The 21670-nt window shown below is 61.7% G+C and carries 13 protein-coding genes; 9 read left to right on the top strand and 4 right to left on the bottom strand.

Going from position 1 to position 21670, the window contains the following annotated elements; translation table 11 throughout:
- Positions 1–12: 12 nt before the first annotated feature.
- Positions 13–1962 carry a 4-alpha-glucanotransferase gene (malQ, locus tag AC1RLZ_RS22745; RefSeq protein WP_493190439.1) on the bottom strand — a complete coding sequence of 650 codons (1950 nt, stop codon included), beginning with the start codon at positions 1960–1962 and terminating at the stop codon, positions 13–15.
- A 203-nt stretch (positions 1963–2165) separates the two neighbouring features.
- On the opposite strand from malQ, the gene AC1RLZ_RS22740 reads away from it, so the two are divergent.
- The 6 genes from AC1RLZ_RS22740 to treY are packed head-to-tail and all read left to right on the top strand — an operon-like array spanning position 2166 to position 16212.
- The gene (locus AC1RLZ_RS22740; protein WP_493190438.1) at positions 2166–4118 is read left to right on the top strand and encodes an alpha-1,4-glucan--maltose-1-phosphate maltosyltransferase; all 1953 of its coding nucleotides are present in this window, start codon (positions 2166–2168) and stop codon (positions 4116–4118) included.
- 10 nt (positions 4119–4128) lie between these two features.
- A complete protein-coding gene (treS, locus tag AC1RLZ_RS22735) occupies positions 4129–7428 on the top strand; it encodes a maltose alpha-D-glucosyltransferase (protein ID WP_493190437.1) in 3300 nt (1099 codons plus the stop codon).
- A 5-nt stretch (positions 7429–7433) separates the two neighbouring features.
- Positions 7434–9575 carry a 1,4-alpha-glucan branching protein GlgB gene (gene glgB / locus AC1RLZ_RS22730; protein WP_493190506.1) on the top strand — a complete coding sequence of 714 codons (2142 nt, stop codon included), beginning with the start codon at positions 7434–7436 and terminating at the stop codon, positions 9573–9575.
- 3 nt (positions 9576–9578) lie between these two features.
- Positions 9579–11657: a glycogen debranching protein GlgX gene (gene glgX, locus AC1RLZ_RS22725; protein WP_493190436.1), complete on the top strand. Its 2079-nt coding sequence runs from the start codon at positions 9579–9581 to the stop codon at positions 11655–11657.
- A complete protein-coding gene (gene treZ, locus AC1RLZ_RS22720) occupies positions 11654–13420 on the top strand; it encodes a malto-oligosyltrehalose trehalohydrolase (protein WP_493190435.1) in 1767 nt (588 codons plus the stop codon). Before glgX ends, treZ begins: the two co-directional genes overlap by 4 nt.
- A complete protein-coding gene (gene treY, locus AC1RLZ_RS22715) occupies positions 13420–16212 on the top strand; it encodes a malto-oligosyltrehalose synthase (RefSeq protein ID WP_493190434.1) in 2793 nt (930 codons plus the stop codon). The genes treZ and treY overlap by 1 nt, the downstream gene beginning before the upstream one ends.
- A 232-nt stretch (positions 16213–16444) precedes the next feature.
- Here treY and AC1RLZ_RS22710 read toward each other — a convergent pair whose 3' ends face one another.
- Positions 16445–16756, bottom strand: coding sequence for a polyhydroxyalkanoic acid system family protein (locus AC1RLZ_RS22710; protein WP_493190433.1), 312 nt, complete (start codon positions 16754–16756; stop codon positions 16445–16447).
- 154 nt (positions 16757–16910) lie between these two features.
- Between AC1RLZ_RS22710 and AC1RLZ_RS22705 the strand changes: the two genes are divergently transcribed.
- On the top strand, positions 16911–17075 hold the full coding sequence (locus AC1RLZ_RS22705) for a DUF3309 family protein (protein ID WP_081422059.1): 165 nt from the start codon (positions 16911–16913) through the stop codon (positions 17073–17075).
- 143 nt (positions 17076–17218) lie between these two features.
- Here the strand turns inward: AC1RLZ_RS22705 and ligD are convergent, their stop codons facing one another.
- Positions 17219–19921: a DNA ligase D gene (gene ligD / locus AC1RLZ_RS22700; protein ID WP_493190432.1), complete on the bottom strand. Its 2703-nt coding sequence runs from the start codon at positions 19919–19921 to the stop codon at positions 17219–17221.
- A 143-nt stretch (positions 19922–20064) separates the two neighbouring features.
- On the opposite strand from ligD, the gene ku reads away from it, so the two are divergent.
- Entirely contained in the window at positions 20065–20949 is an 885-nt protein-coding gene (ku, locus tag AC1RLZ_RS22695; RefSeq protein ID WP_493190431.1) for a non-homologous end joining protein Ku, read from the top strand.
- 4 nt (positions 20950–20953) lie between these two features.
- On the top strand, positions 20954–21208 hold the full coding sequence (locus AC1RLZ_RS22690; RefSeq protein ID WP_493190430.1) for a hypothetical protein: 255 nt from the start codon (positions 20954–20956) through the stop codon (positions 21206–21208).
- 30 nt (positions 21209–21238) lie between these two features.
- On the opposite strand, the gene AC1RLZ_RS22685 is transcribed toward AC1RLZ_RS22690, so the two are convergent.
- On the bottom strand, positions 21239–21511 hold the full coding sequence (locus AC1RLZ_RS22685) for a DUF6496 domain-containing protein (protein ID WP_493190429.1): 273 nt from the start codon (positions 21509–21511) through the stop codon (positions 21239–21241).
- Positions 21512–21670 lie beyond the last annotated feature (159 nt).

The raw sequence follows: 21670 nt of genomic DNA, 5'->3' as shown, positions 1-21670 counted from the left end.
CCGATCAATCAATTAGGAAGTAACGGACCTCCGGTCGGCTGTGGCGTGTTTCAGCGCCGCGAGATCGATGGCCTCGGTGATCTTGTCGACTGCGACCGGAAGCCGCTGTCGCCAGTTGGGATGCTCGTTGATGGTACCGGGAATATTCGGCTGATCGATCACACCCAACAGGTCTTCCAACGCGATGGCCAGCAAACGGGTCCGCGTACACGCGAGAAAGTGAGCAACGGCGTAGAAATCCTCGGTCTCGATGCCCTGATCTCGCAGGGCCTCGCCGAGCATCTGCAGCGCATAGCGGCGGGCATCGTCGCTTTCGCCGGGATCGATGCCGAGCGAGCGCTTGAGCTGCAGGTCGTGCAGGCTGCGCCAGCCGGCATAAGTCGGCAGATCGTGGGTGTTGAACGTCACCAGCGCATTGGGCGCGTAATAATCGACGCCCCTGAACGCATAGCGTTCGTCGCGCTCGAACATCATGACCAGATATGACCATATGCCCCAGGATGCGAGATGATCGCGGAAGCCGTCCGGCACGGTACCGAGATCCTCACCGATCACCACGCAGCGATTGGCCACGCTTTCCTGCGCTGTCACGGCCAGCAGTGCTTCCAGCGGCATCTTCACATAGGCGCCGTTGTCGGCGTCGTAGCCATGCGGCACGACATAAAGGCGGTTGAGGCCGAGCACGTGATCGAGCCTGACAGCGCCGGCATAGCGCATCGAGGCGCGCAGCATGTCCTTGAACGGTGCGAAGCCCTGCACCTCGAGTCCCGCGGCATTGAAGCCGGCGAGACCCCAGTTCTGTCCGGCGGGCTGCAGCGCATCGGGCGGCGCGCCGACGGAGAGATGACGTGAGATCGCGATCTGTTCATTCCAGGCATCGAAGCCGCCGGCCTGCACACCGACGGCGACGTCGAGATAGAGGCCGACGGGCATGCCGAGCCTGGTCGTCAGATCGAAACAGGCCTTGAGCTGCAGGTCGGCATTCCACTGCACATATTCGATATAGGCGACGTCCTTGCCGTCCGGTCCGGCCCGAAAGGCGGCGCAGGTCGCATCATCCGGGAGCAGCCATTCCGGCGGCCAGTCCCACCATGCGGTCTGCTGCTGATGCCGAAGTACCTCGAAACAGGCGAAGCGCGTCAGCAGCGGCGCACGCTCGGCGCGGAAGGCGGCGAAGGCCTTTTGACGTTCTGAACCTGGGTCCGCATAGAACACCTCGAAGGCCGCACGCATCGCCTTCGACTTGGCGGCTGCGATGTCCGCGTAGTCGACGAATTGGCTAGCGCGCAGTTTGGCCAGCATATCGCCGCTGTCATTAGCCGCGTATTCGGGCAGTGCCTCGACGTCGATATAAAGCGGATTGAGAAACAGCCGGCTGTTGGGCGAATACGGGCTGCATTCGGCCGGCCGGTCGTCGAACAGCGCATGCAGCGGATTGAGCCCGACACCGCCAGCGCCGATACTGGCGGCCAGTTTGATCAGGTTCTGCAGATCGGTGAAGTCGCCGATCCCCCAGTTGCGCTCGGTGCGCACACCATAGAGCTGCACGGCGAGAATCCAGGAGCGTTCAAATTCACCGGGAAATGCCCTGGATGGTGCCACGATGAACGGCGCTTCGTCGGGGAAATTCCTGGCGTCGACCAGCCTGAGCTTATGCACGCCGACCGGCAGATCGCGCGGCCAGATAATCTCGCGCCCCTCCGTCGTTCCCTCGGCGATAACCTTAACCCCGTCGAGGATTTTCCAGATCAGGGGGAACGTGGCAGCCTCGTTGAGGACCGTGCGGGCGCCCTCTCCGGCCCGGACCACGACCGGACTTTCCACAAACCTGTGCGGCGTGCGCACCGGCATGGCGTCCAGAATGATCTTCAGCGCCGCTTCGCTGGTCGTATGCCATTGGCCCTGACCATCATGAAAGCCGGTCTGGATTCCGAGTTCGGCAGCTTTGGTGAAAAGGTCCATTCGGCACGCCGTTTGCAGAGCAACAATCGAGAGTTGCTGGGAAATTCATGAATTTGCGGAAGAGGATAGCCGTTCTCAACGCGTCGATCTAAGCTCGGTTCCCGAGGGAACCAAACGCCTGTCACGGGGCTTTGTATATGATCGCACCGTCTCTTTTCCATTCATTCGAACAGGGGACGACACCTCATGTTGATGGCATCACCGTGAACAGAACTTCCCAAGTCGTGGACACCGCTGGTATTGGTGGGGCTTTCCATATCGAAAATATCTATCCGATCATCGATGCCGGCCGTTTCCCGGTCAAACGCATCGTGGGCGAACCTGTGGCCGTCTATGCGGACCTGTACCGCGATGGTCACGAGATCATCGCCGCGGCCATTGTCTGGCGGCGCGAGCAGGACCGCGAGTGGAATCGGGTCCCCATGACCCTGGAGGCCAATGACCGTTGGGGCGGCACCTTCACACCCGATGGTATCGGCCGCTATGTCTATGCCATCGAGGCCTGGACCGACGAATTCGCCACCTGGCGCCACGGCTTCGAACTGAAGCTGCAGGCGGGCCAGGATGTCACGCTGGATGCGCTGGAAGGCGCCGGCCTGATGACCAAGGCGCAGAATGGCGGCCCCGAGGCTTCGGCGCTGATCGTCAAGCAATGCGAGAATTTCCTACAGACCGGCGACAATGAGCCGCTGCTGTCGCCGGAACTGCGCACCGCCATGAGCGAAGCCCAGTTGCGCCCGGACCTGACGCGCTCGCCCCTACTGCCGCTGATGGTCGACCGTGAGCGCGCCCGCAACGGCGCATGGTACGAGATGGTGCCGCGCAGCCAGAGCACGGTGCCCGGCCAGCACGGCACGTTCCGCGATTGTATCGCTCGCCTGCCTGACGTGCAGGCCATGGGCTTCGACGTGCTGTATTTCACGCCGATCCACCCCATCGGCAAGACCAACCGCAAGGGCAAGAACAATTCGCTGACCTCCGAACCCGGCGATGTCGGCAGCCCCTATGCTATCGGCGGCGACGAAGGCGGCCATGACGCGATCCATCCTGAACTCGGCACCATGGACGATTTCCACGCGCTGATCGCTGCGTGCAAGGAGCACGGTCTGGAAGTGGCGATCGACGTGGCCGTGCAATGCTCGCCGGATCACCCCTGGGTCAAGGAGCATCCCGACTGGTTCAAGCGCCGGCCCGACGGCTCGATGAAATATGCCGAGAACCCGCCGAAGAAATACCAGGACATCCATAATCCCGACTTCGACTGCGAGGATGCGGGATCGCTGTGGAATGCGCTGCGCGACATGCTGCTGTTCTGGTGCGATCAGGGCGTGAGGATCTTCCGCATCGACAATCCGCACACCAAGCCGCTGCGCTTCTGGGAATGGGTGATCCACGAGGTGCAGATCAGGCATCCGGACGCGCTGTTTCTGGCGGAGGCCTTCACACGGCCGAAGCTGATGAAGGGCCTCGCCAAGCTCGGCTTCTCGCAGTCCTACACTTACTTTACGTGGCGCACCGCAAAGTGGGAGATCGAGCAATATCTCAACGAACTGTGCGGCTATCCCGAGCGCGAATACTATCGCCCGAATTTCTTCGTCAATACGCCGGACATCCTGCCCTATCACCTGCAATCCGGCGAAGCCTGGATGTTCAAGGCGCGCGTGGCGCTGGCGGCCGCGCTGTCGTCCACCTATGGCATCTATAACGGCTTCGAATTGCTCGAACACGAGGCCATTCCGGGCAAGGAGGAATATCTGAACTCGGAGAAATACGAGATCAGGACCCGCGACTGGAATGCGCCGGGCAATATCAAGCCCTATATCACTGCACTGAACCATGCGCGCCGCGCCAACCCGGCGCTGCAGCAGACCTCGAACCTGCGTTTCATGCAGGTGGAGAACGACAATATCATCGGCTTCGTCAAGGAGTCGGTGGATGGCACCAACACCGTCGCCGGCGCCATCGCCCTGTCGCGCGACGCTTACGAATTCTGGCTGCCGATCGACACGCAAGTCACAGTCGATAGTGAAAGGCGCAACGTCGCCGCCGTCGAGAACATCATTACCGGCGAGCGCCATGGCGTCGAATGGGGCGGCATCCGCCTGCGTCTCGATCCCCAGCGCGACCCCGCCATCTTCTTCCGTTGCCTCGCCTGAAAGCGTTGACATGAACGTAATGACCGACATCGACGCCAAAGCGAAACAGCGCGCTGAAGAGATCGACAAGCTCTGGTACAAAGACACGATCATCTACCAGCTCCACGTGAAGACCTTTGCCGATAGCAACAATGACGGCATAGGCGATTTCGTGGGCCTGACCGAAAAGCTGGATTACCTGCAGGATCTCGGCGTCACCACCCTGTGGCTGATGCCGTTCTATCCGTCGCCCGGGCGCGACGACGGCTACGACATCGCCGATTACGGCACCATCCATCCCGACTTCGGCACGATGAAGGATTTCAAGCGCTTCATCCACGAAGCCAAGCGCCGCGGCCTGCGCGTCATCACTGAGCTCGTCATCAATCACACCTCGGACCAGCATGACTGGTTCAAGCGCGCACGCCGCAGCCCGGCAGGTTCATCCGCGCGCGACTGGTATGTCTGGAGCGATACCGACCAGAAATATCAGGGCACCCGGATCATCTTCACCGACACCGAGAAGTCGAACTGGACCTGGGATCCGGAAGCAAAGGCCTATTACTGGCATCGCTTCTTCTCGCATCAGCCGGATCTGAATTTCGACAATCCGCGCGTCGTCTCCGCTGTGGTGCAGGTGATGAAACGCTGGCTGGATGCCGGCGTCGATGGCTTCCGCCTGGACGCGATCCCCTATCTGGTCGAGCGCGATGGCACCAATAACGAAAACCTGCCGGAGACCCACAAGGTCATCAAGCATCTGCGCGCGGAGCTCGACGCCTATGCACCCGGCAAATTGCTGCTGGCCGAGGCCAATCAATGGCCCGAGGACGTACAGGAATATTTCGGCGACAGTGACGAATGCCAGATGGCCTATCACTTCCCCCTGATGCCGCGCATCTATATGGCGCTGGCGCAGGAAGACCGTTTCCCGATCACCGACATCATGCGGCAGACGCCGGATATCCCACCCGACTGCCAGTGGGCCATGTTTCTGCGCAATCACGACGAACTAACGCTGGAAATGGTCACCGACGTCGAGCGCGACTATCTGTGGTCGACCTATGCCAACGATCCGCGCGCGCGCATCAATGTCGGCATTCGCCGCCGCCTGGCGCCGTTGATGGACAATGATCGCCGCAAGATCGAGCTGCTGGATTCGCTGTTGCTGTCGTTCCCCGGCACGCCGATCATCTATTACGGCGACGAGATCGGCATGGGCGACAATATCTATCTCGGCGACCGCAACGGCGTGCGCACCCCGATGCAATGGGCGCCCGACCGTAATGGCGGCTTCTCGCGCGCCGATCCCGCGCGGCTCTACGCACCGCCGATCATGGACCCGATCTACGGCTACGAGTCCGTGAACGTGGAAGCGCAATCGCGCAGCCTGTCGTCGCTGCTGTCGGCGACCAAACGCCTCATTGCCGTCAGGAAATCGACGCTCGCTTTCGGCCGCGGCACCATGACCTTCATCCGCCCAGATAACCGCTCCGTTCTCGCTTATGTGCGCCAACTCGGCGACGAAGCGATCCTCTGCGTCGCCAACCTGTCGCGCGCCGCGCAGGCCACCGAACTCGATCTGTCGCCGTGGAAGGAACGCGTGCCGCTGGAAATGCTCGGCCGCACCAAATTCCCGCCGATCGGCGAACTGCCTTACATGATCACGCTGGCGCCTTACGGCTTCTACTGGTTCCAACTGCAGCTCCGCGATGTCTCCGAACATTCGCAGCCGCCGGTGGTGCCGGAATTCGAAACGCTGGTTGTGCCGCTCGGCTCGACCTGGATGACTCTCGCCCGTACGCGCGGTGTGTTCGAGCGCGACGTGCTGCCCTCCTTCCTGGCGCGCAGCCGCTGGTATCCGGAGCGACAGCCCAAGGCGATCCAGCCCTTGCTTACCGGCGCGATCCCGTTCTGCGAGATCGGCGACAACCGTCCATGGCTGGTGTTCTTCGAAACGAGCCAGCGCAACGTCACGACGCGCTATCTGCTGCCCATGCAGATCGAATGGACGCGCTTCGATCGCGAACGCTACAATCCGAAGGCTTTTGCCGCCGTCCGTCAGGGCGCGCGCGAAGGTACGCTGCTCGACGTCGCCACCGACCACATCTTCATTGCGCTGCTGTTGCACAATTTGCGCATTTCACTGACCGTCGAAGAAGAGGGCAACCGTCTGGAATTCCGGCCCACGGCCAAGCTTGCCGAAAAGCCGGGAGCGCCGCTGGAGAACATCCGTGCGGTGGAGACCGAACAATCCAACAGCACTGCACTGGTCGACAAAGATTATGTCGTGAAGATCTATCGCAAGCTGCAGGCCGGTATCAATCCGGAGATCGAGGTCAGCCGGTTCCTGACCGATGTCGCCGGATTCGCCAATACGCCGGCCCTGCTCGGCAGTGTCGAGCTGGTCGAGGGCGATCAGCGCACAGCCGTCGCCATCGTGCATGCCTTCGTGCAGAATCAGGGCGATGCCTGGACGGTGACATCGGCCTATCTCGACCGTTTCGCCGATGAGCAGCGTCTGCTGGCCGTCGATGACCACGCCCCGCACAGTGAAGAGCAGGTTCCTTACCTGCTCTATATGTCGCAAACCGGACGCCGCGTCGCCGAGATGCAGATGGCGCTGGCCAGCCACGACGACATCCCGGATTTCAAGCCGGAGCGAACATCGCCCGACGATATCAAACTGTGGATCAGCGAAATCGTCTCGCGCGCCGAGCCGGTGTTCAGCGCGCTGGCACAGCGTCGTAACAACGTGCGTGACACCGATCGCGGCCTGATCGATCAGGTTCTGGCGCTGCGCAACGGCCTGCGCGAACGGCTGGCTGCGCTACTGCCCGAGGGGATCGACGGACTGAAGATCCGTCATCACGGCGACTTCCATCTCGGCCAGATGCTGATCGTGAAGGACGACATTTTCATCATCGACTTCGAAGGCGAGCCACGCCGGTCGATCGACGAACGCCGCCGCAAGGCGCCGGCCGCACGCGATATCGCCGGGCTCATCCGCTCGATCGATTATTCGGCCACTGCGGCGCTCGAACGGGCGCTCAGGGTTACGCCCGATGACACCGGCAAGCTTGCCGCCGCGCTGGATGCCTGGCGGGAACGTGCCACATCGTCCTTCGTTGATGCCTATCGCGAGACCATGACCGACAAGCGGTTGTGGCCCGCCGATCAGAATGCTGCGGCAAGCATGCTGAATTTCTTTCTCATCGAGAAGGCGCTCTACGAAATCGAATACGAACTCGCGCATCGGCCAGACTGGCTGCGGGTGCCCCTGGCCGGCATCCTCCGCATCCTGCACCAGCACTCTGAGGAGGTCGTGTGACCAATATGACCAATCTACCCGCGGAGGCTTACGCGATCGTCGAAGGCCGCCATTCGGATCCGTTTCACTATCTCGGCCCTCACAAGGAGGACGACCGGATCATTGTGCGCGCCTTCCTGCCTGAAGCCGTGAATGTCGATGCCATTGACGATCATGGTGCGACCACGGCGCTGGAGCGTGTCCATGATGCCGGCCTGTTTATCGGCGCACTGGCCAATGGCTCGACCAAATATCAATTGCGGGCGCGTTATGGCGACAAGTCGGTCGATCTCGACGATCCCTATCGCTTTCCGCCGATCCTGAGCGAGTTTGATCTCTACCTGCTGGGCGAAGGCACCCATCAGCGGCTCTATGACAAGCTCGGCGCCCACCCCATGGTGCTCGAAGACGTCAGCGGCGTCGGCTTTGTCGTGCTCGCACCGAATGCGAAGCGCGTCAGCGTGGTCGGCGATTTCAATTTCTGGGACGCGCGGCGCCACCCGATGCGCGTGCGCGGCCCCGGCTACTGGGAATTGTTCGTGCCCGGTGCCGTCCCCGGAGATCACTACAAGTTCGACATCATCGGTCCACATGGCCAGCTGACGCAGAAGTCCGATCCGATGGCGTTCGCGGCCGAGCTGCGCCCCTCGACGGCCTCGATCGTGCTCGATGAAACCAGGATTCCGCATCCGCGTCCTGCACCGGCCGATATCAATGCGCTCAACAAGCCGATGTCGATCTATGAGGTGCATCTCGGCTCATGGCGCCGCAAGGGCGACAATGAATGGCTGACCTATCGCGATCTCGCCGAGACGCTGCCGCGTTACGCCCGCGATCTCGGCTTCACCCATGTGGAATTCCTGCCCGTCAACGAGCATCCGTTCGACGGCTCCTGGGGCTATCAGCCGACCGGCATGTTTGCGCCGACCAGCCGCTTCGGCACGCCGGCAGAATTCGCATTGCTGATCGACGCCTGCCACGCCGAAGGGCTCGGCGTGCTGCTCGACTGGGTGCCCGGCCATTTCCCTGATGACCCGCACGGCCTCGGCAACTTCGATGGCACGGCGCTATATGAACATGCCAACCCGCTGCAGGGCCGGCACATGGACTGGGGCACGCTGATCTATAATTACGGCCGCACGGAAGTCGTGAACTTCCTGGTGTCCAATGCGCTGTTCTGGCTGGAGCGCTACAATATCGACGGTCTGCGCGTCGATGCTGTCGCCTCGATGCTGTATCTCGACTACAGCCGCGAAGCCGGCGCCTGGATTCCGAACAAATATGGCGGCCGCGAGAATATCGAGGCCATCAGCTTCCTGCGCCGCTTCAACACCGAAGTGTTCGCGAAATTCCCGCATGCCACGACGGCGGCAGAGGAATCGACGGCTTGGCCGCAGGTGTCGCGGCCGGTCGAATTCGGCGGCCTCGGTTTCGGCTACAAGTGGAATATGGGCTGGATGCACGACACGCTGAACTATATCAGCAAGGATCCGATCTATCGCAAATACCAGCACGGCGACATCCTGTTCGGCCTGCAATATGCGTTCTCGGAAAACTTCGTGCTGCCGCTCTCCCATGACGAAGTGGTACACGGCAAGCGCTCGATCCTCGGCCGCATGCCCGGCGACGACTGGCAGCGTTTTGCGAACCTGCGCGCGTATTATTCCTTCATGTTCGGACATCCCGGCAAGAAGCTGATGTTCATGGGCTGCGAGTTCGCCCAGGAGCGCGAATGGAATCACGATCATTCGCTGGACTGGCATCTGCTGGAGCAGGACAGGCATGCCGGCATCCATTCGCTGATCCGCGATCTCAACGAGCTGTATCGCAACCAGCCGGCACTGCATGAACTCGACTGCGACCCCGCAGGATTCGAGTGGATGATCACCGACGACGCCGGCAACAACGTCTTCGCCTGGCTGCGCAAGGGCGCCAATCCGCGCACGCAATGTCTCGTGGTGGTGAACTTCTCGCCGAACGTCTATCACAATTATCGCGTCCGTGTGCCGTTTACCGGCACCTGGCGCGAGGTGCTGAATTCCGACGCCGCGCATTACGGCGGCAGCAATGTCGGCAATTCAGGCAGAGTGATTGCAACCGGGCTCGTGCCCGAACTCAGTCTGACCATTCCACCGCTGGCCGCTATCTTTCTCGTACCGGAACTCTAGAGCATGAGATTATCCGCCGGCACGCCCTCCCGCCTCGGCGCAAGCTGGGACGGACGGGGGACCAACTTTGCCTTGTTCTCTGCGAACGCCAGCAAGGTCGAACTGTGCCTGTTCGACAGCCAGGGACGCCGCGAGCTCGAGCGCATCGAATTGCCGGAATATAACGAGCACGTCTTTCACGGCTATCTCAACGACGTGTCGCCGGGCCAGCTCTATGGCTATCGCGTGCACGGCCCCTATGAGCCGGAGCACGGCCACCGCTTCAATCCGCACAAGCTGCTGCTCGATCCCTATGCCAAGAAGCTGGCCGGGCGCCTGGCGTGGAGCGATGCGCATTTCGGCTATCGCACTGGCTCATCCCGCGAGGATCTCTCCTTCGACCGCCGCGACAATGCGCGCGGCATGCCGAAGGCTGTGGTGGTCGACGAGACCTTCAACTGGGGGCGCAAGGAAGCGCGCCCGAGCGTGCCCTGGGAAGATACGATCATCTATGAGGCCCATGTGAAGGGCCTGACGCAGACCCGCAAGGATATACCGCCAGGGCTACGCGGCACCTATCGCGGCCTCTCGTCGCCGTCGATGATCGACCATCTCAAGCGGCTCGGCGTCACCACCATCGAGCTGCTGCCCGTGCACAGTTTTGTCGATGACCGCCGGCTGGTGGAAATGAAGCTGGTGAATTACTGGGGCTACAACACCCTCTCCTTCTTCGCCCCGGAAGCGCGCTACGGCGCCGACAATCCGCTCGATGCGTTCCGTACCACGGTGGCGCGTCTGCACGATGCCGGCATCGAGGTGATGCTCGACGTGGTCTATAACCACACCGCCGAGGGCAACCATCTCGGCCCGACATTGTCCTATCGCGGCATCGACAACGCCTCCTATTACTGGCTGATGCCGGACAATCCGCGCTTCTATGACGACTTCACCGGCTGTGGCAGCTCGATGAACCTTACGCATCCGCGCGTGTTGCAGATGGTGATGGATTCACTGCGCTACTGGGTGGAGGTGTGTCACGTGGACGGTTTCCGCTTCGACCTTGCGACCACGCTGGCGCGCGGGCCAAACGGCTTCGATCGCAATAGCGGCTTCCTCACCGCAATCCGGCAGGATCCTGTTCTCGCGACCGTCAAGATGGTCGCCGAGCCCTGGGATCTCGGCATGGGCGGCTATCAGGTCGGCGCGTTTCCGTCGCAGTGGTCGGAATGGAACGACAAGTATCGCAGCGCCATGCGCCGCTACTGGAGCGGCGAGGGCTCGCTGATCGGCGAGGTCTCGAGCCGTATGACCGGCTCCTCCGACGTGTTCAACCATGACGGCCGCAAACAGCGCGCCGGCATCAACCACGTCACCGTGCATGACGGTTTTCCGCTGGCCGACCTGTTTGCCTATAACGAGAAGCACAACGAAGCCAATGGCGAGGACAATCGCGACGGATCGTCGGATAACCTCAGCAACAACTTCGGCGTCGAAGGCCCGACCGACGATCCCGAACTGCTGGCACTTCGCCGGCAACTGCGCAAGAACCAGCTTGCCTGTCTTTTTCTCGCGCAGGGCGTGCCGCTGCTGCTGGCCGGCGACGAGGTCGGCAATACCCAGGGCGGCAACAATAACGCCTATTGCCAGGACAACGAGATCGGCTGGGTGACCTGGGACAACCTCGGCGATAAGGACGAGGACCTCACCGACTTCATCGGTCATATGGCGCAACTGCGGCAGCGCTTTCCCCAGATCACCGCGCAGCGCTGGCTCGATGGCCGCCGCGCCGACGGCACCTATGGCGTGCTGTGGCTGACGCCCTCGGCCGAGGAGATGACAGAAGCGGACTGGGCATTTCCCGACGGTCGATTTCTTTCTTATGTGCTTAGCGCCTCGGGCGAGAACACCAACCCCATCTTTATCGTGCTGAATGCGGCGCCCGAAGGCATTGCCTTCAAGCTGCCGAAGATGACGGAATACAAGAATTGGCGGCAGGTGCTGAACACCGCCGATGACAACCTCTCCATCGCCATCCTGCCACCGGGCGCCGACATCGACGCGCCTCCGCGCTCGGTGCTGGCTTTTGCGGGGACACCGGCATGAATAGGCATTCGTTCGGGCCGCGGTTGACTGCGAAAGGCGCGATCTTCCAATTGTGGGCACCGGCCGCGCAGGGCGTCGATGTGATGCTCGGCGATCAATGCCATCCCTTGAAGCCCGGCGAAGAGGGCTGGTTCGCGGCAGAGATCGCGGGCGTGACAGCCGGCGCGACCTATCGCTTCAGGATCGACGGCAAGACCGACGTCCCTGACCCCGGCTCACGCTTTCAGCCGAGCGACATCTCCGGCCCTTCCGAAGTGATCGACCACAGGACTTATTCGTGGCGCGCGACCGGCTGGCGCGGGCGGGCGTGGGAAGAGACCGTGCTGATTGAGACCCATGTCGGCACCTACACGCCGGAGGGCACCTATCGTGCCATGATCGACAAGCTCGATCATCTGGTCGCGACCGGCATCACCGCATTCGAGCTGATGCCGGTGGCGGATTTCGCGGGCAAGCGTAACTGGGGCTATGACGGCGTGCTGTGGTATGCGCCGGACGCGATGTTCGGCCGTCCCGACGATCTCAAGGCGTTGATCGACGAGGCGCATCTGCGCGGGCTGATGGTGTTCCTCGATGTCGTCTACAATCACTTCGGCCCGGAGGGGAATTATCTCGGCCTCTATGCGCCGAATTTCTTCGGCGGTGCCGATACGCCATGGGGATCGGCGATCAACTATCACCTGCCGCAGGTGCGGGCCTACGCGATCGAGAATGCCGTGGCGTGGCTACGCGATTATCGCTTCGACGGGCTGCGGCTCGATGCGGTGCATGCGATCCCCGAACAGGGCGAGATCCCGATGCTGCACGAGCTGAGCCGCGAGGTCGGCAAGCTGGCCGCCGACACCGGCCGGCTGATCCATCTCGTACTCGAGAACGACGACAACCGCGCCACGCTGCTGGACCCCGTCACCAACCCGGCGCGCGGCAAATATCGCGCGCAGTGGAATGACGACTATCACCACGCCTGGCACGTGCTGCTCACCGGCGAGGACAAGGGCTATTACAGCGACTACGCGCCGAAGCCGCTCGATCACATCGTGCGGGCGCTGGGCTCGGGCTTCGCCTATCAGGGCGAGCCGTCGGCGCATCGCAACGGCGCACCGCGCGGCGAGCCGAGCAGCGAACTCGCACCATCGGGTTTCGTGAACTTCCTGCAGAACCATGACCAGATCGGCAACCGTGCGCTCGGCGACCGCCTCGAAACTCTCGCCAGGCCTGACGCCATCGAAGCTGCGCTGGCGATCACGCTGCTGGCGCCGATGGTGCCGATGCTGTTCCAGGGCGAGGAATGGGGCTCGAAGGTGCCCTTCCCGTTCTTCTGCGATTTCCAAGGCGATCTCGCCAATGCCGTGCGCAACGGTCGCAGGAAGGAATTCGCCAGCGCCTATGAAAAATACGGCGACGAGATTCCCGATCCGCTGGACGAGCGCTCCTTCCGCTCGGCTTTCATCGATTGGGATCATCGCGACACTGCGCCGGGCCGGAAGCGGCTGGCTCTGGTGCGTGACCTGCTGGTGCTGCGCAAGCAGCACATCGTGCCGCGTCTTGCCGGTGCGCGCTTCGGCAAGGCCGAGGCGACCGACGGGGGCTTCATCACGGCATTCTGGAAAATGGGCGACGGCAGCAGGCTGCATCTCGCGGCCAATCTGTCCAACAAGGCCGTCAACGCAGCACCGCCGAGCACAGGCACAACGATTTGGGGCAACACTACCATCGGCGTGGGGACGCCGTGGTCCGTCGCATGGCGGATCGGAGATAGATAATGGCGCCTGCGATTCCCGTCGCGACCTACCGCATTCAGCTCACCAAGGATTTCGACTTTGATGCCGCCGCGGGCATCGTCCCCTATCTGAAGGCGCTTGGCATCACGCATCTCTACGCCTCGCCATTCATGAAATCGCGCGCCGGCTCGACCCACGGCTATGACATCGTCGATCACACCAAGCTCAATCCCGAACTTGGCGGCGAAGCCGGCTTCGAGCGCCTGAGTGCCGCGCTGAAAGCGCACGACATCGGACTGATCCTCGATTTCGTACCCAATCACGTGGGCGTGCATTTCGCTGACAATCCGTGGTGGCTCGACGTGCTGGAGTGGGGCCAGGCCTCGCCGCATGCCGTCTCGTTCGATATCGACTGGGATACCCTGCCCTATCGCGCCCGCGGCGGCGTGCTGCTGCCGATCATCGGTTCCTCCTACGGGCAGGCGCTGGACAATGGCGAGATCGAACTGAAATACGACGCCGGGGAAGGCAGCTTCTCGGCCTGGTATTTCGAACACCGTCTTCCGATCGCGCCGGAGCGCTACAGCGAGATGTTGCGCAGCATCGTCAAGGAGGCAAATGCCGGAGAGACCGCGGCCGGCCGCGCGATCCTGAAGCTGGCGGCCAAGCACACCGGCCTGCGCCATCCCAACCGGCAGGAAGCGCCAGCGTTCAAACGGCAGCTCGCATCCATCGACGGTGCTGCCGAGGTCATCTCCAGAGGCCTCGAGGCTTATCGCGCCGGCGCGGATCGGCCGGCACAGATCCAGGCGCTGCACATGCTGCTGGAGCGCCAGCGTTACAAGCTCGGCCAGTGGCGCCTCGCTTCCAGCGAGATCAACTATCGCCGCTTCTTCGACGTCAACACGCTGGCCGGGCTGCGCGTCGAGGATGCCGGCACGTTCGAGGCGATCCATTCGCTGGTCAAACGACTGATCGCCGAGGACAAGTTACAGGGCCTGCGGCTCGACCATATCGACGGTCTGCGCGATCCCTCACAATATTTCCAGCGCCTTCGTCGCCTGATCCGCGAGGCGCATGGCCGCTCGTCCAAGCCGTTCTATATCGTGGTCGAGAAAATCCTCGGCGAACATGAGAAACTGGTGCCATTTGCCGGCGTGCACGGCACCACCGGCTATGAATGGCTCAATGTCATCACGCAGGTGCTGGTCGAGGAAAAGGGCCTGGAGCCGCTGGGCGAAACCTGGCGGCAGGTCAGCAATACCTCGCCGAAATTCGATCCACTGCTGATGGAAGCCAAGCGCCGCGTCCTCGATACGCTGCTGCTCAGCGAATTCACGGTGCTGACGCGCCTCCTGGCGCGGATCGCCAACGGACATTATTCGACACGCGACTTCTCCGCCGACACGCTGCGTCAGGCGTTCGAACTCTATGTGCTGCATTTCCCGGTCTATCGCACCTATCTCACGGCCGCCGGCCCGTCTGCCCTCGACCGGCAACTGATCGCCACGACCATCGAGAAGGCGCGCGCCGACTGGTTCGGCACCGACGAAGGCCTGTTCGACTTCCTGCGCGACGCGTTGACGCTTGACCTGCTGAAGCCCGGCCGCCCCGCGCACAGCAAGCCGCGCGTGCGGCGCTTTGCATTGAAGGTGCAGCAGTTCACCGGACCGACCATGGCGAAGTCGCTCGAAGACACCGCCTTCTATCGCTATCACCGCCTGCTGGCACTGAATGAAGTCGGCGGCGAGCCGGCGGCGAAAGCGATACCTGTCGCCACGTTTCACGAGATGATGGTGACGCGCGCGCGCGAATGGCCGCATGGCATGACCTCGACCGCCACCCATGACACCAAGCGCGGCGAGGATGCGCGCGCGCGTTTACTGGCTTTGGCCGAAATGCCCGGTGAATGGGCCAGTGCGGTCAGCCGCTGGAAGGTGCTGAATGCGCCGCATCTGGTCGTCCATGGCGAGATGCGCGCGCCGTCCGCAGCGTTTGAGTATATGTTGTATCAGGCATTGATCGGCGCATGGCCGCTCGACGGGCCGGACCGTTCCTTCCTCGAGCGGATGCAGGCCTATGCGCTGAAGGCGGCGCGCGAAGGCAAGCAGGAGACGAGCTGGCTCAATCCGAACGAGGCTTACGAGAAAGGCCTGCACACGTTCCTGGAGCGCATTCTCGATCGCGCGCAATCGCCTGACTTCATCGAGGCGCTTGAGACGTTTGCCAAGCGTACGTCGCTCATCGGCGCATTGAATTCACTCAGCCAGATCACGTTGAAAGCGACCATTCCCGGCATGCCGGACTTCTATCAGGGCACAGAATTCTGGGATTTCTCGCTGGTCGATCCGGACAACCGCCGCCCGGTGGATTTCGCCGAACGCACGAAAGTGCTGGAGGGATTGCGGCAACCGGACTGGGCCGCGCTGGCGCAAAACTGGAATGATGGCCACATCAAGCTCGCCTGGACGCGCGAACTGTTGAAACGCCGCACCGCAATGGCAGCCGTCTTCACCGATGGCGATTACGAACCGCTTGAAGTGACCGGACCTCAGGCCGCACATATCATCGCCTTTGCGCGGCGGTATCAGCGCGACGCCGCAATCGTCGTGATCCCGCGCGCCTTTTTCGAAGCAACGCAAGGCGGGCGCCATTGGCCGGAGGCGACGGCGTTCGACGCGACCGTGATCGCGCCCGGCTACCTCGTCGAAGGTGCATCGCAGAAGCACGGCGCGAGCGAACTCTCCGTTACCAAACTTTTCAGGCAGCTTCCGATGGCGATCGTGAAGGCGCATGCCGCGCCGAAACGCATTCGTTCGACGCGTTTGCGATAGCACACACGACAAGGCCGTCCGGGATCAACGGCCGGACGGCCTGGCGGATGTCGTGCCGACTCGAGAAAGGTCGGTTCCCTTCCTCCGCGTGCTCAAAGCTTTTCATCAAATTATTGGCGAATGGTTTATGGCGGGACCAACGTGCACCGCACACTCAGGCGCGGCTTCTTATGCTGCTAAGCAAAAGACATTGAATAACAGCGGGAATTCCTCTTGAGCGTTTCGCAGCGCATCAACTCTTTTTTGTGAGCAGCAGATTTCCACGCGATTTGATTGCCGCCTGGGCAACTTGCGCGAATCGCTGCAGCAGCCACGGCAGCACCACTTCGACCTTGACGTGATCGTCCGCGACATCCACCTGGCCGGACGCAGCCTGCCCTAGGGCGCGGACGCGGAAGATCATCCGGTCACCCTCCCAGCGTTCCTCATCTACCGTCAGCGTCGGGACATTCGACGCAGCACGTGTCAATCCATTCCTGAGACGGCGAGACGCCTCCTCGCGACCGAGACTGTGCGGAATGGAGACGATGAGAGGTGCAGACATCACACGATCCTTTGTTAGCTCACCCGATGTAAGCCCGATTTTGTCCGGCGGTAGTCGCAATCAAAGTTTCAACCATGGAACCTTGGGGATGCCTGCGCGTTTTTATCGCATGAAGGCAGCAGGCTTGTCCGTCTGCCAGGCTGAGGAGAAATCCATGTCTATTGGTACTATTATTCTGATCATCCTGATCATCGCCTTGCTTGGCGGCTTCAGCGGTATCGGTGGCGGTCCGTTCTACGGCACCGGCTATTACGGCGGCGGCGGTCTCGGCCTCATCGTGGTGATCCTGCTGATCCTCCTGTTGCTTGGTAAGTTGTAAGACAAATATTGATTTCAAGGCGCGCGATCCGGAAGGGTCGCGCGCTTTTGTTTTGTCGCAGAATGGGTAGAGCGCCTTCGCGAAACCCATCTTCTCATGCATGAAGGCGACGGGTTTCGCTGCGCCCTACCCATCCTGCGATGTCAGGCCATCTTTCCAATCGCCGCCTTGATCGACGATGCAACATCATCGTAACCGGCCCACGCCTTGCTCTTCTTCAGAAGCGCCGGCACGCTGCGCACCGTGAACCGCTTCGGATCGAGATCGCTCCGCACCTGCGCCCATGTCAGTGGCATCGACACGGTGGCGCACTTTCGCGCCCGGGGTGACAGCACAGATACCGCGGTCGCCATCCGGTCGTTGCGCAGATAATCGAGGAAGATCTTTCCGCCCCGTAGCTTCTTCGACATGTTGAGCAGATAGCGCTCGGGGTCATCGCTCGCCATCTGCTGGCACACGGCCTGCGCAAAGGTTTTCGCGGTCTTCCAGTCCACCTTGTCCCTGGCCCCATACAACAGCGGCACAACCACATGCAGGCCCTTGCCGCCGGTGGTCTTGCAGAAGCTCTCCATGCCGAGGCTTGACAGCCGCTCGCGCATCTCGCGCGCCGCATCCATCACAGCTGCAAACTCCACATCGGGCGCGGGATCGAGGTCGAACACCAGACGCCCAGGCGTATCCGGAGCATCCGGGGCGCAATTCCACGGGTGCAGTTCAAGCCCGCCGATCTGCGCGACGGCTGCGAGGCCCTCGACGCGGTCGATCTGCAGATAGGGCTTGCGGTCGCCCGAGACCTTCACAAGCTCCAGCAGATTGGACGTTCCCGGCATGGCATGGCGCTGGAAGAACTGCTGGCCCTCGATGCCGTCGGGCGCGCGTACAATCGAACAGGGCCGCCCCTTGAGATAGTCCATCATCCAATCGCCGACCGCTTCGAAATAGGTGGCGAGGTCGCGCTTGGTGACGGGCTGGTCGTCGCCTGCATCGGGCCACAGCTCCTTATCGGGCTTGGAGATGGAGACACCCATGACGACAGCATTCCCCACCGCTGCTCTTGCGGGTGCAGCCTTCTTCGCAGTCGTCTTCGCCGCCTTCTTCGCACCGCGCTTCGGCTTCGGCTCGGCGAGCTCAGTCTTCTTCGGCGTTTCGGCCTCGACTTCGTCCGCGGGCTTGTCCTGTCGCAGCCCCTTGAATGCAGCCTGCCGCACCATGCCCGCGCCGGTGAAACCTGCGAATTCGATCTCGGCCACCAGTTCGGGCTTCAGCCAGTGCACATCGCGGCCGCCCGGTGGTGTTTCCTTGCCGCCAAAGGGGCTGCTCTTTGCCGCCGCTGCTTTCAGCGCTGGCATGATGCGCTTGACCGTGTCCTGGCCGAAGCCGGTGCCGACCACGCCGACATAGGCCAGATGATCGCCCTTGTGGACGCCGACCATCAGCGAACGGAATTTGCCGGCATTGCTCTTCCATCCGCCGATTACGACCTCGTGGCCGGCGCGGCATTTGGCCTTGGTCCAGTTTTGCGAACGGCCGGAGACATAGGGTGCCGAGAGCTTCTTGGAGACAATGCCTTCCAGCGACAGTTTGCAGGCGGATCGGAGGATGGCATCGCCTCCGGTCTCGAAATGATCGACATAGCGGATCAGGCTTTCCTTGCGGCCACGGCGGGCTTTGTCGAGAAGCTTATGAAGCCGTTCCTTGCGCGCGCTCAGCGGCAGCTTGCGCAGATCCTCACCGTCGGCGAACAACAGATCGAATGCAAAGAAGATCAACGTATCGGTCTCGCCATCGGACAGCGCCGCCTGCAGCGCCGCGAAGTCCGGTGCGCCGTCCGCATCGAGGCCGACAATCTCGCCATCGATGATGGCATCCGGGAGGCCGGCGGCTTCGCTGGCGATGGCCTGAAATTTCTCCGTCCAGTCGAGACCCTTACGCGTCTTCAGTGTCGCCTCGCCGTCCTCGACACGAAGCTGCACGCGATAGCCGTCGAACTTGATCTCATGCGCCCAGCCATCGGCAGAAGGTGGACGATCGACGGATACACAAAGCTGCGGGGCGACAAATCCGGGCATCTTCGCGACCCTCGCGGCCTTACCTGTGACAGCCTTCTTCGCTGCAATCTTCTTCGTCGCACCTTTGCCGACATCCGCCTTGGTCTTCACGCCTTTCGTCGCACGCGCCTGCGCAGCGCTGCCCTCGCTGGAATCCCACACCGCATCCGGCTTGATCCTCGCGGTCTTGGCAATCATGAAGGGCTTCGGCGCTTTTCCCTTGCCCGACGCAATCTCGCGCATGGTCCGGCCGGAGGCGACCGACATATCGTCATCGAGAATCCTGTTGGCCTTGCCTTCCCTGACGAATTCGTCGCGGTGCTTGATCAGCAACCAGTTGGTGCGTTTGCCGCCATTGCGGTCATGCTTCATGCGCACCAGCACGAAGCCGCCATGCAGCTTCTCGCCATCCAGCGTGAATTTGAGGTCGCCTTTCCTCAAGCCCTTTTCCGGGTCGTCGCTCTCCCAATAGCCGCGATCCCAAAGCTGCACCGTGCCGCCGCCATATTGCCCCTTGGGGATGGTGCCCTCGAAGTCGCCGTAATCGAGCGGATGATCCTCGACCTCGACGGCGAGGCGCTTGTCGGCAGGGTCCATGGACGGACCGCGGGTGACGGCCCAGGACTTGAAGACGCCGTCCATCTCCAGCCGCAGATCGTAATGCAGCCGGGTGGCATCGTGTTTCTGGATCACGAAACGGCGCCGCTTCGCCGGCGCGACCACGATCTGGCCCGACGGCTCTTTCGTCTGCGCGAAATCGCGCTTCCGGCGATAGATCTGAAGCTGCTTGTCGGCCACGCCGTCCCCCACTCAACGCATCGGGCACATGATCCGGCCCGGAACCAAAACCGGCAACTGCCGTTGAAGTTCCTGGAAATCCACGCCAGCGCAATACTTTGCGGCCTGCGTGCTTCATTTGTAGATCGAATTGGAGAACGAGTATGGCCCCGCCCCGCGCCTATTGGAAAGGCTCTCTCAAGCTGTCGCTCGTCACCTGCCCGGTGGCGCTGTATCCGGCCGCGACGACGGTCGAGAAGACCAAATTCCACATGATCAACCGCGAGACCGGCAACCGGCTGAAGCAGCAGATGGTGGACGCCGAGACCGGCGACGTCGTTGAAAAGGAACAGAAGGGCCGCGGCTACGAGATCAGCAAAGGCGAATATGTCGAGATCGAGAAGGAGGAGCTCGAGGCCGTGCAGATCGAGAGCAACCACACTATCGACATCGACAATTTCGTGCCGCGCGACGAGATCGATCGGCGCTATCTGAACGCCCCCTATTACATCGCACCCGACGGCGACGCCGGCGCCGATGCCTTTGCCGTGATCCGCGACGCCATGAAGGACAAGGATCGCGTGGCACTGGCCCGCATCGTGTTGACCAATCGCGAGCACATCATCGCCATCGAGCCGCTCGGCAAGGGTCTGCTCGGCACCACGCTGCGATTCCCCTATGAGATACGCGACGAGGAGGACTATTTCGACGGCATCAAGAGCCCGAAGATCTCCAAGGACATGATCGACCTCGCAATACATATCCTCGACAGCAAGGCTTCGCATTTCGATCCGACCGAGTTCAAGGACGAATATGAAACCGCGCTGAAGACGCTGGTGAAGCGCAAGGCGGCCGGCAAGCCGGTGAAGGTGGTCGAGAAGGAAGACAAGCCGGACAATGTCGTCAATCTGATGGATGCGCTGAAGGCGAGCCTCAAGGGTGGCAAAGCGCCGAGCAAGCGCGTCTCTGCCACACGGCCGCATGTGGCGCGTAAACGCCCCGCCAAGAAGACCGCGCGGTCATCCGCACGGCACCGCAAGGCAAGTTGACCGCATGAAGCCCGTTGCAATAGCTCTCATCCTGACGGCGACACTTGCCGTGACTGCCGATGCGCAACAACTGCAGACACGGGAATGCAATGCCTCGAACATCGGCTTCATCGCCGAGGCCATCGCCAAGATGCCTGACAGCAGCAAGCAGAAGAAAACGGCGTCGGACGAAATCGGCCTTGCCAGCGAAGCAATGGTGGAAGGCAAGGAAGACGAATGCAAGAATCATCTGCTGAAGGCGACATTGCAGACCAAGTGATCTGCAGTGTCGCCTTCGATCTGACCGAGGTCAGGATTTCTTCTTCGAGGTCTTTCTGGATTTCTTCGTTTTCGTAGTTTTCTTAGCTGCCTTCTTGGCCGCGGTTTTCTTCTTTACCGTCTTTTTCTTCGGCGCCTTTGGCACTTTCCGGCCTTCGGCGCGGGCTTCAGACAGGCCAATTGCAATCGCCTGCTTCTTGCTGGTCACCTTCTTGCCCGAACCGCCGCTTCGCAATGTCCCGGTCTTGCGCTTCTTCATGGCCCGCGCGACCTTCGCGGCGGACTTCTTGGAATATTTCGCCATTCCATGCTCCCATTATGATCGAAATGTTCAATCGCCGCCGCGAATGATGGTTCCGCCTGGTGATGTGCGAACGGAAGCACTTATGAAATCCCTATAACGCGGTACCACCGCTCATCTCGTTTTCAAACGGGCCGCCGATCATCTTGCAGACATTCGCTC

The sequence above is a fragment of the Tardiphaga sp. GW822-FHT04G09 genome, from assembly GCF_058800725.1.
Note: the sequence above shows the minus strand (reverse complement) of the source record. Positions and strands in the feature narration are given on the sequence as shown.

What these genes read in the sequence shown, in the direction of transcription:
- malQ (WP_493190439.1), bottom strand. Translation starts at nt 1,962, where the DNA reads ATGGACCTTTTCACCAAAGCTGCCGAACTCGGAATCCAGACCGGCTTT.
- treS (WP_493190437.1), top strand. Translation starts at nt 4,129, where the DNA reads ATGAACGTAATGACCGACATCGACGCCAAAGCGAAACAGCGCGCTGAA.
- glgB (WP_493190506.1), top strand. Translation starts at nt 7,434, where the DNA reads ATGACCAATCTACCCGCGGAGGCTTACGCGATCGTCGAAGGCCGCCAT.
- glgX (WP_493190436.1), top strand. Translation starts at nt 9,579, where the DNA reads ATGAGATTATCCGCCGGCACGCCCTCCCGCCTCGGCGCAAGCTGGGAC.
- treZ (WP_493190435.1), top strand. Translation starts at nt 11,654, where the DNA reads ATGAATAGGCATTCGTTCGGGCCGCGGTTGACTGCGAAAGGCGCGATC.
- treY (WP_493190434.1), top strand. Translation starts at nt 13,420, where the DNA reads ATGGCGCCTGCGATTCCCGTCGCGACCTACCGCATTCAGCTCACCAAG.
- AC1RLZ_RS22710 (WP_493190433.1), bottom strand. Translation starts at nt 16,756, where the DNA reads ATGTCTGCACCTCTCATCGTCTCCATTCCGCACAGTCTCGGTCGCGAG.
- AC1RLZ_RS22705 (WP_081422059.1), top strand. Translation starts at nt 16,911, where the DNA reads ATGTCTATTGGTACTATTATTCTGATCATCCTGATCATCGCCTTGCTT.
- ku (WP_493190431.1), top strand. Translation starts at nt 20,065, where the DNA reads ATGGCCCCGCCCCGCGCCTATTGGAAAGGCTCTCTCAAGCTGTCGCTC.
- AC1RLZ_RS22690 (WP_493190430.1), top strand. Translation starts at nt 20,954, where the DNA reads ATGAAGCCCGTTGCAATAGCTCTCATCCTGACGGCGACACTTGCCGTG.
- AC1RLZ_RS22685 (WP_493190429.1), bottom strand. Translation starts at nt 21,511, where the DNA reads ATGGCGAAATATTCCAAGAAGTCCGCCGCGAAGGTCGCGCGGGCCATG.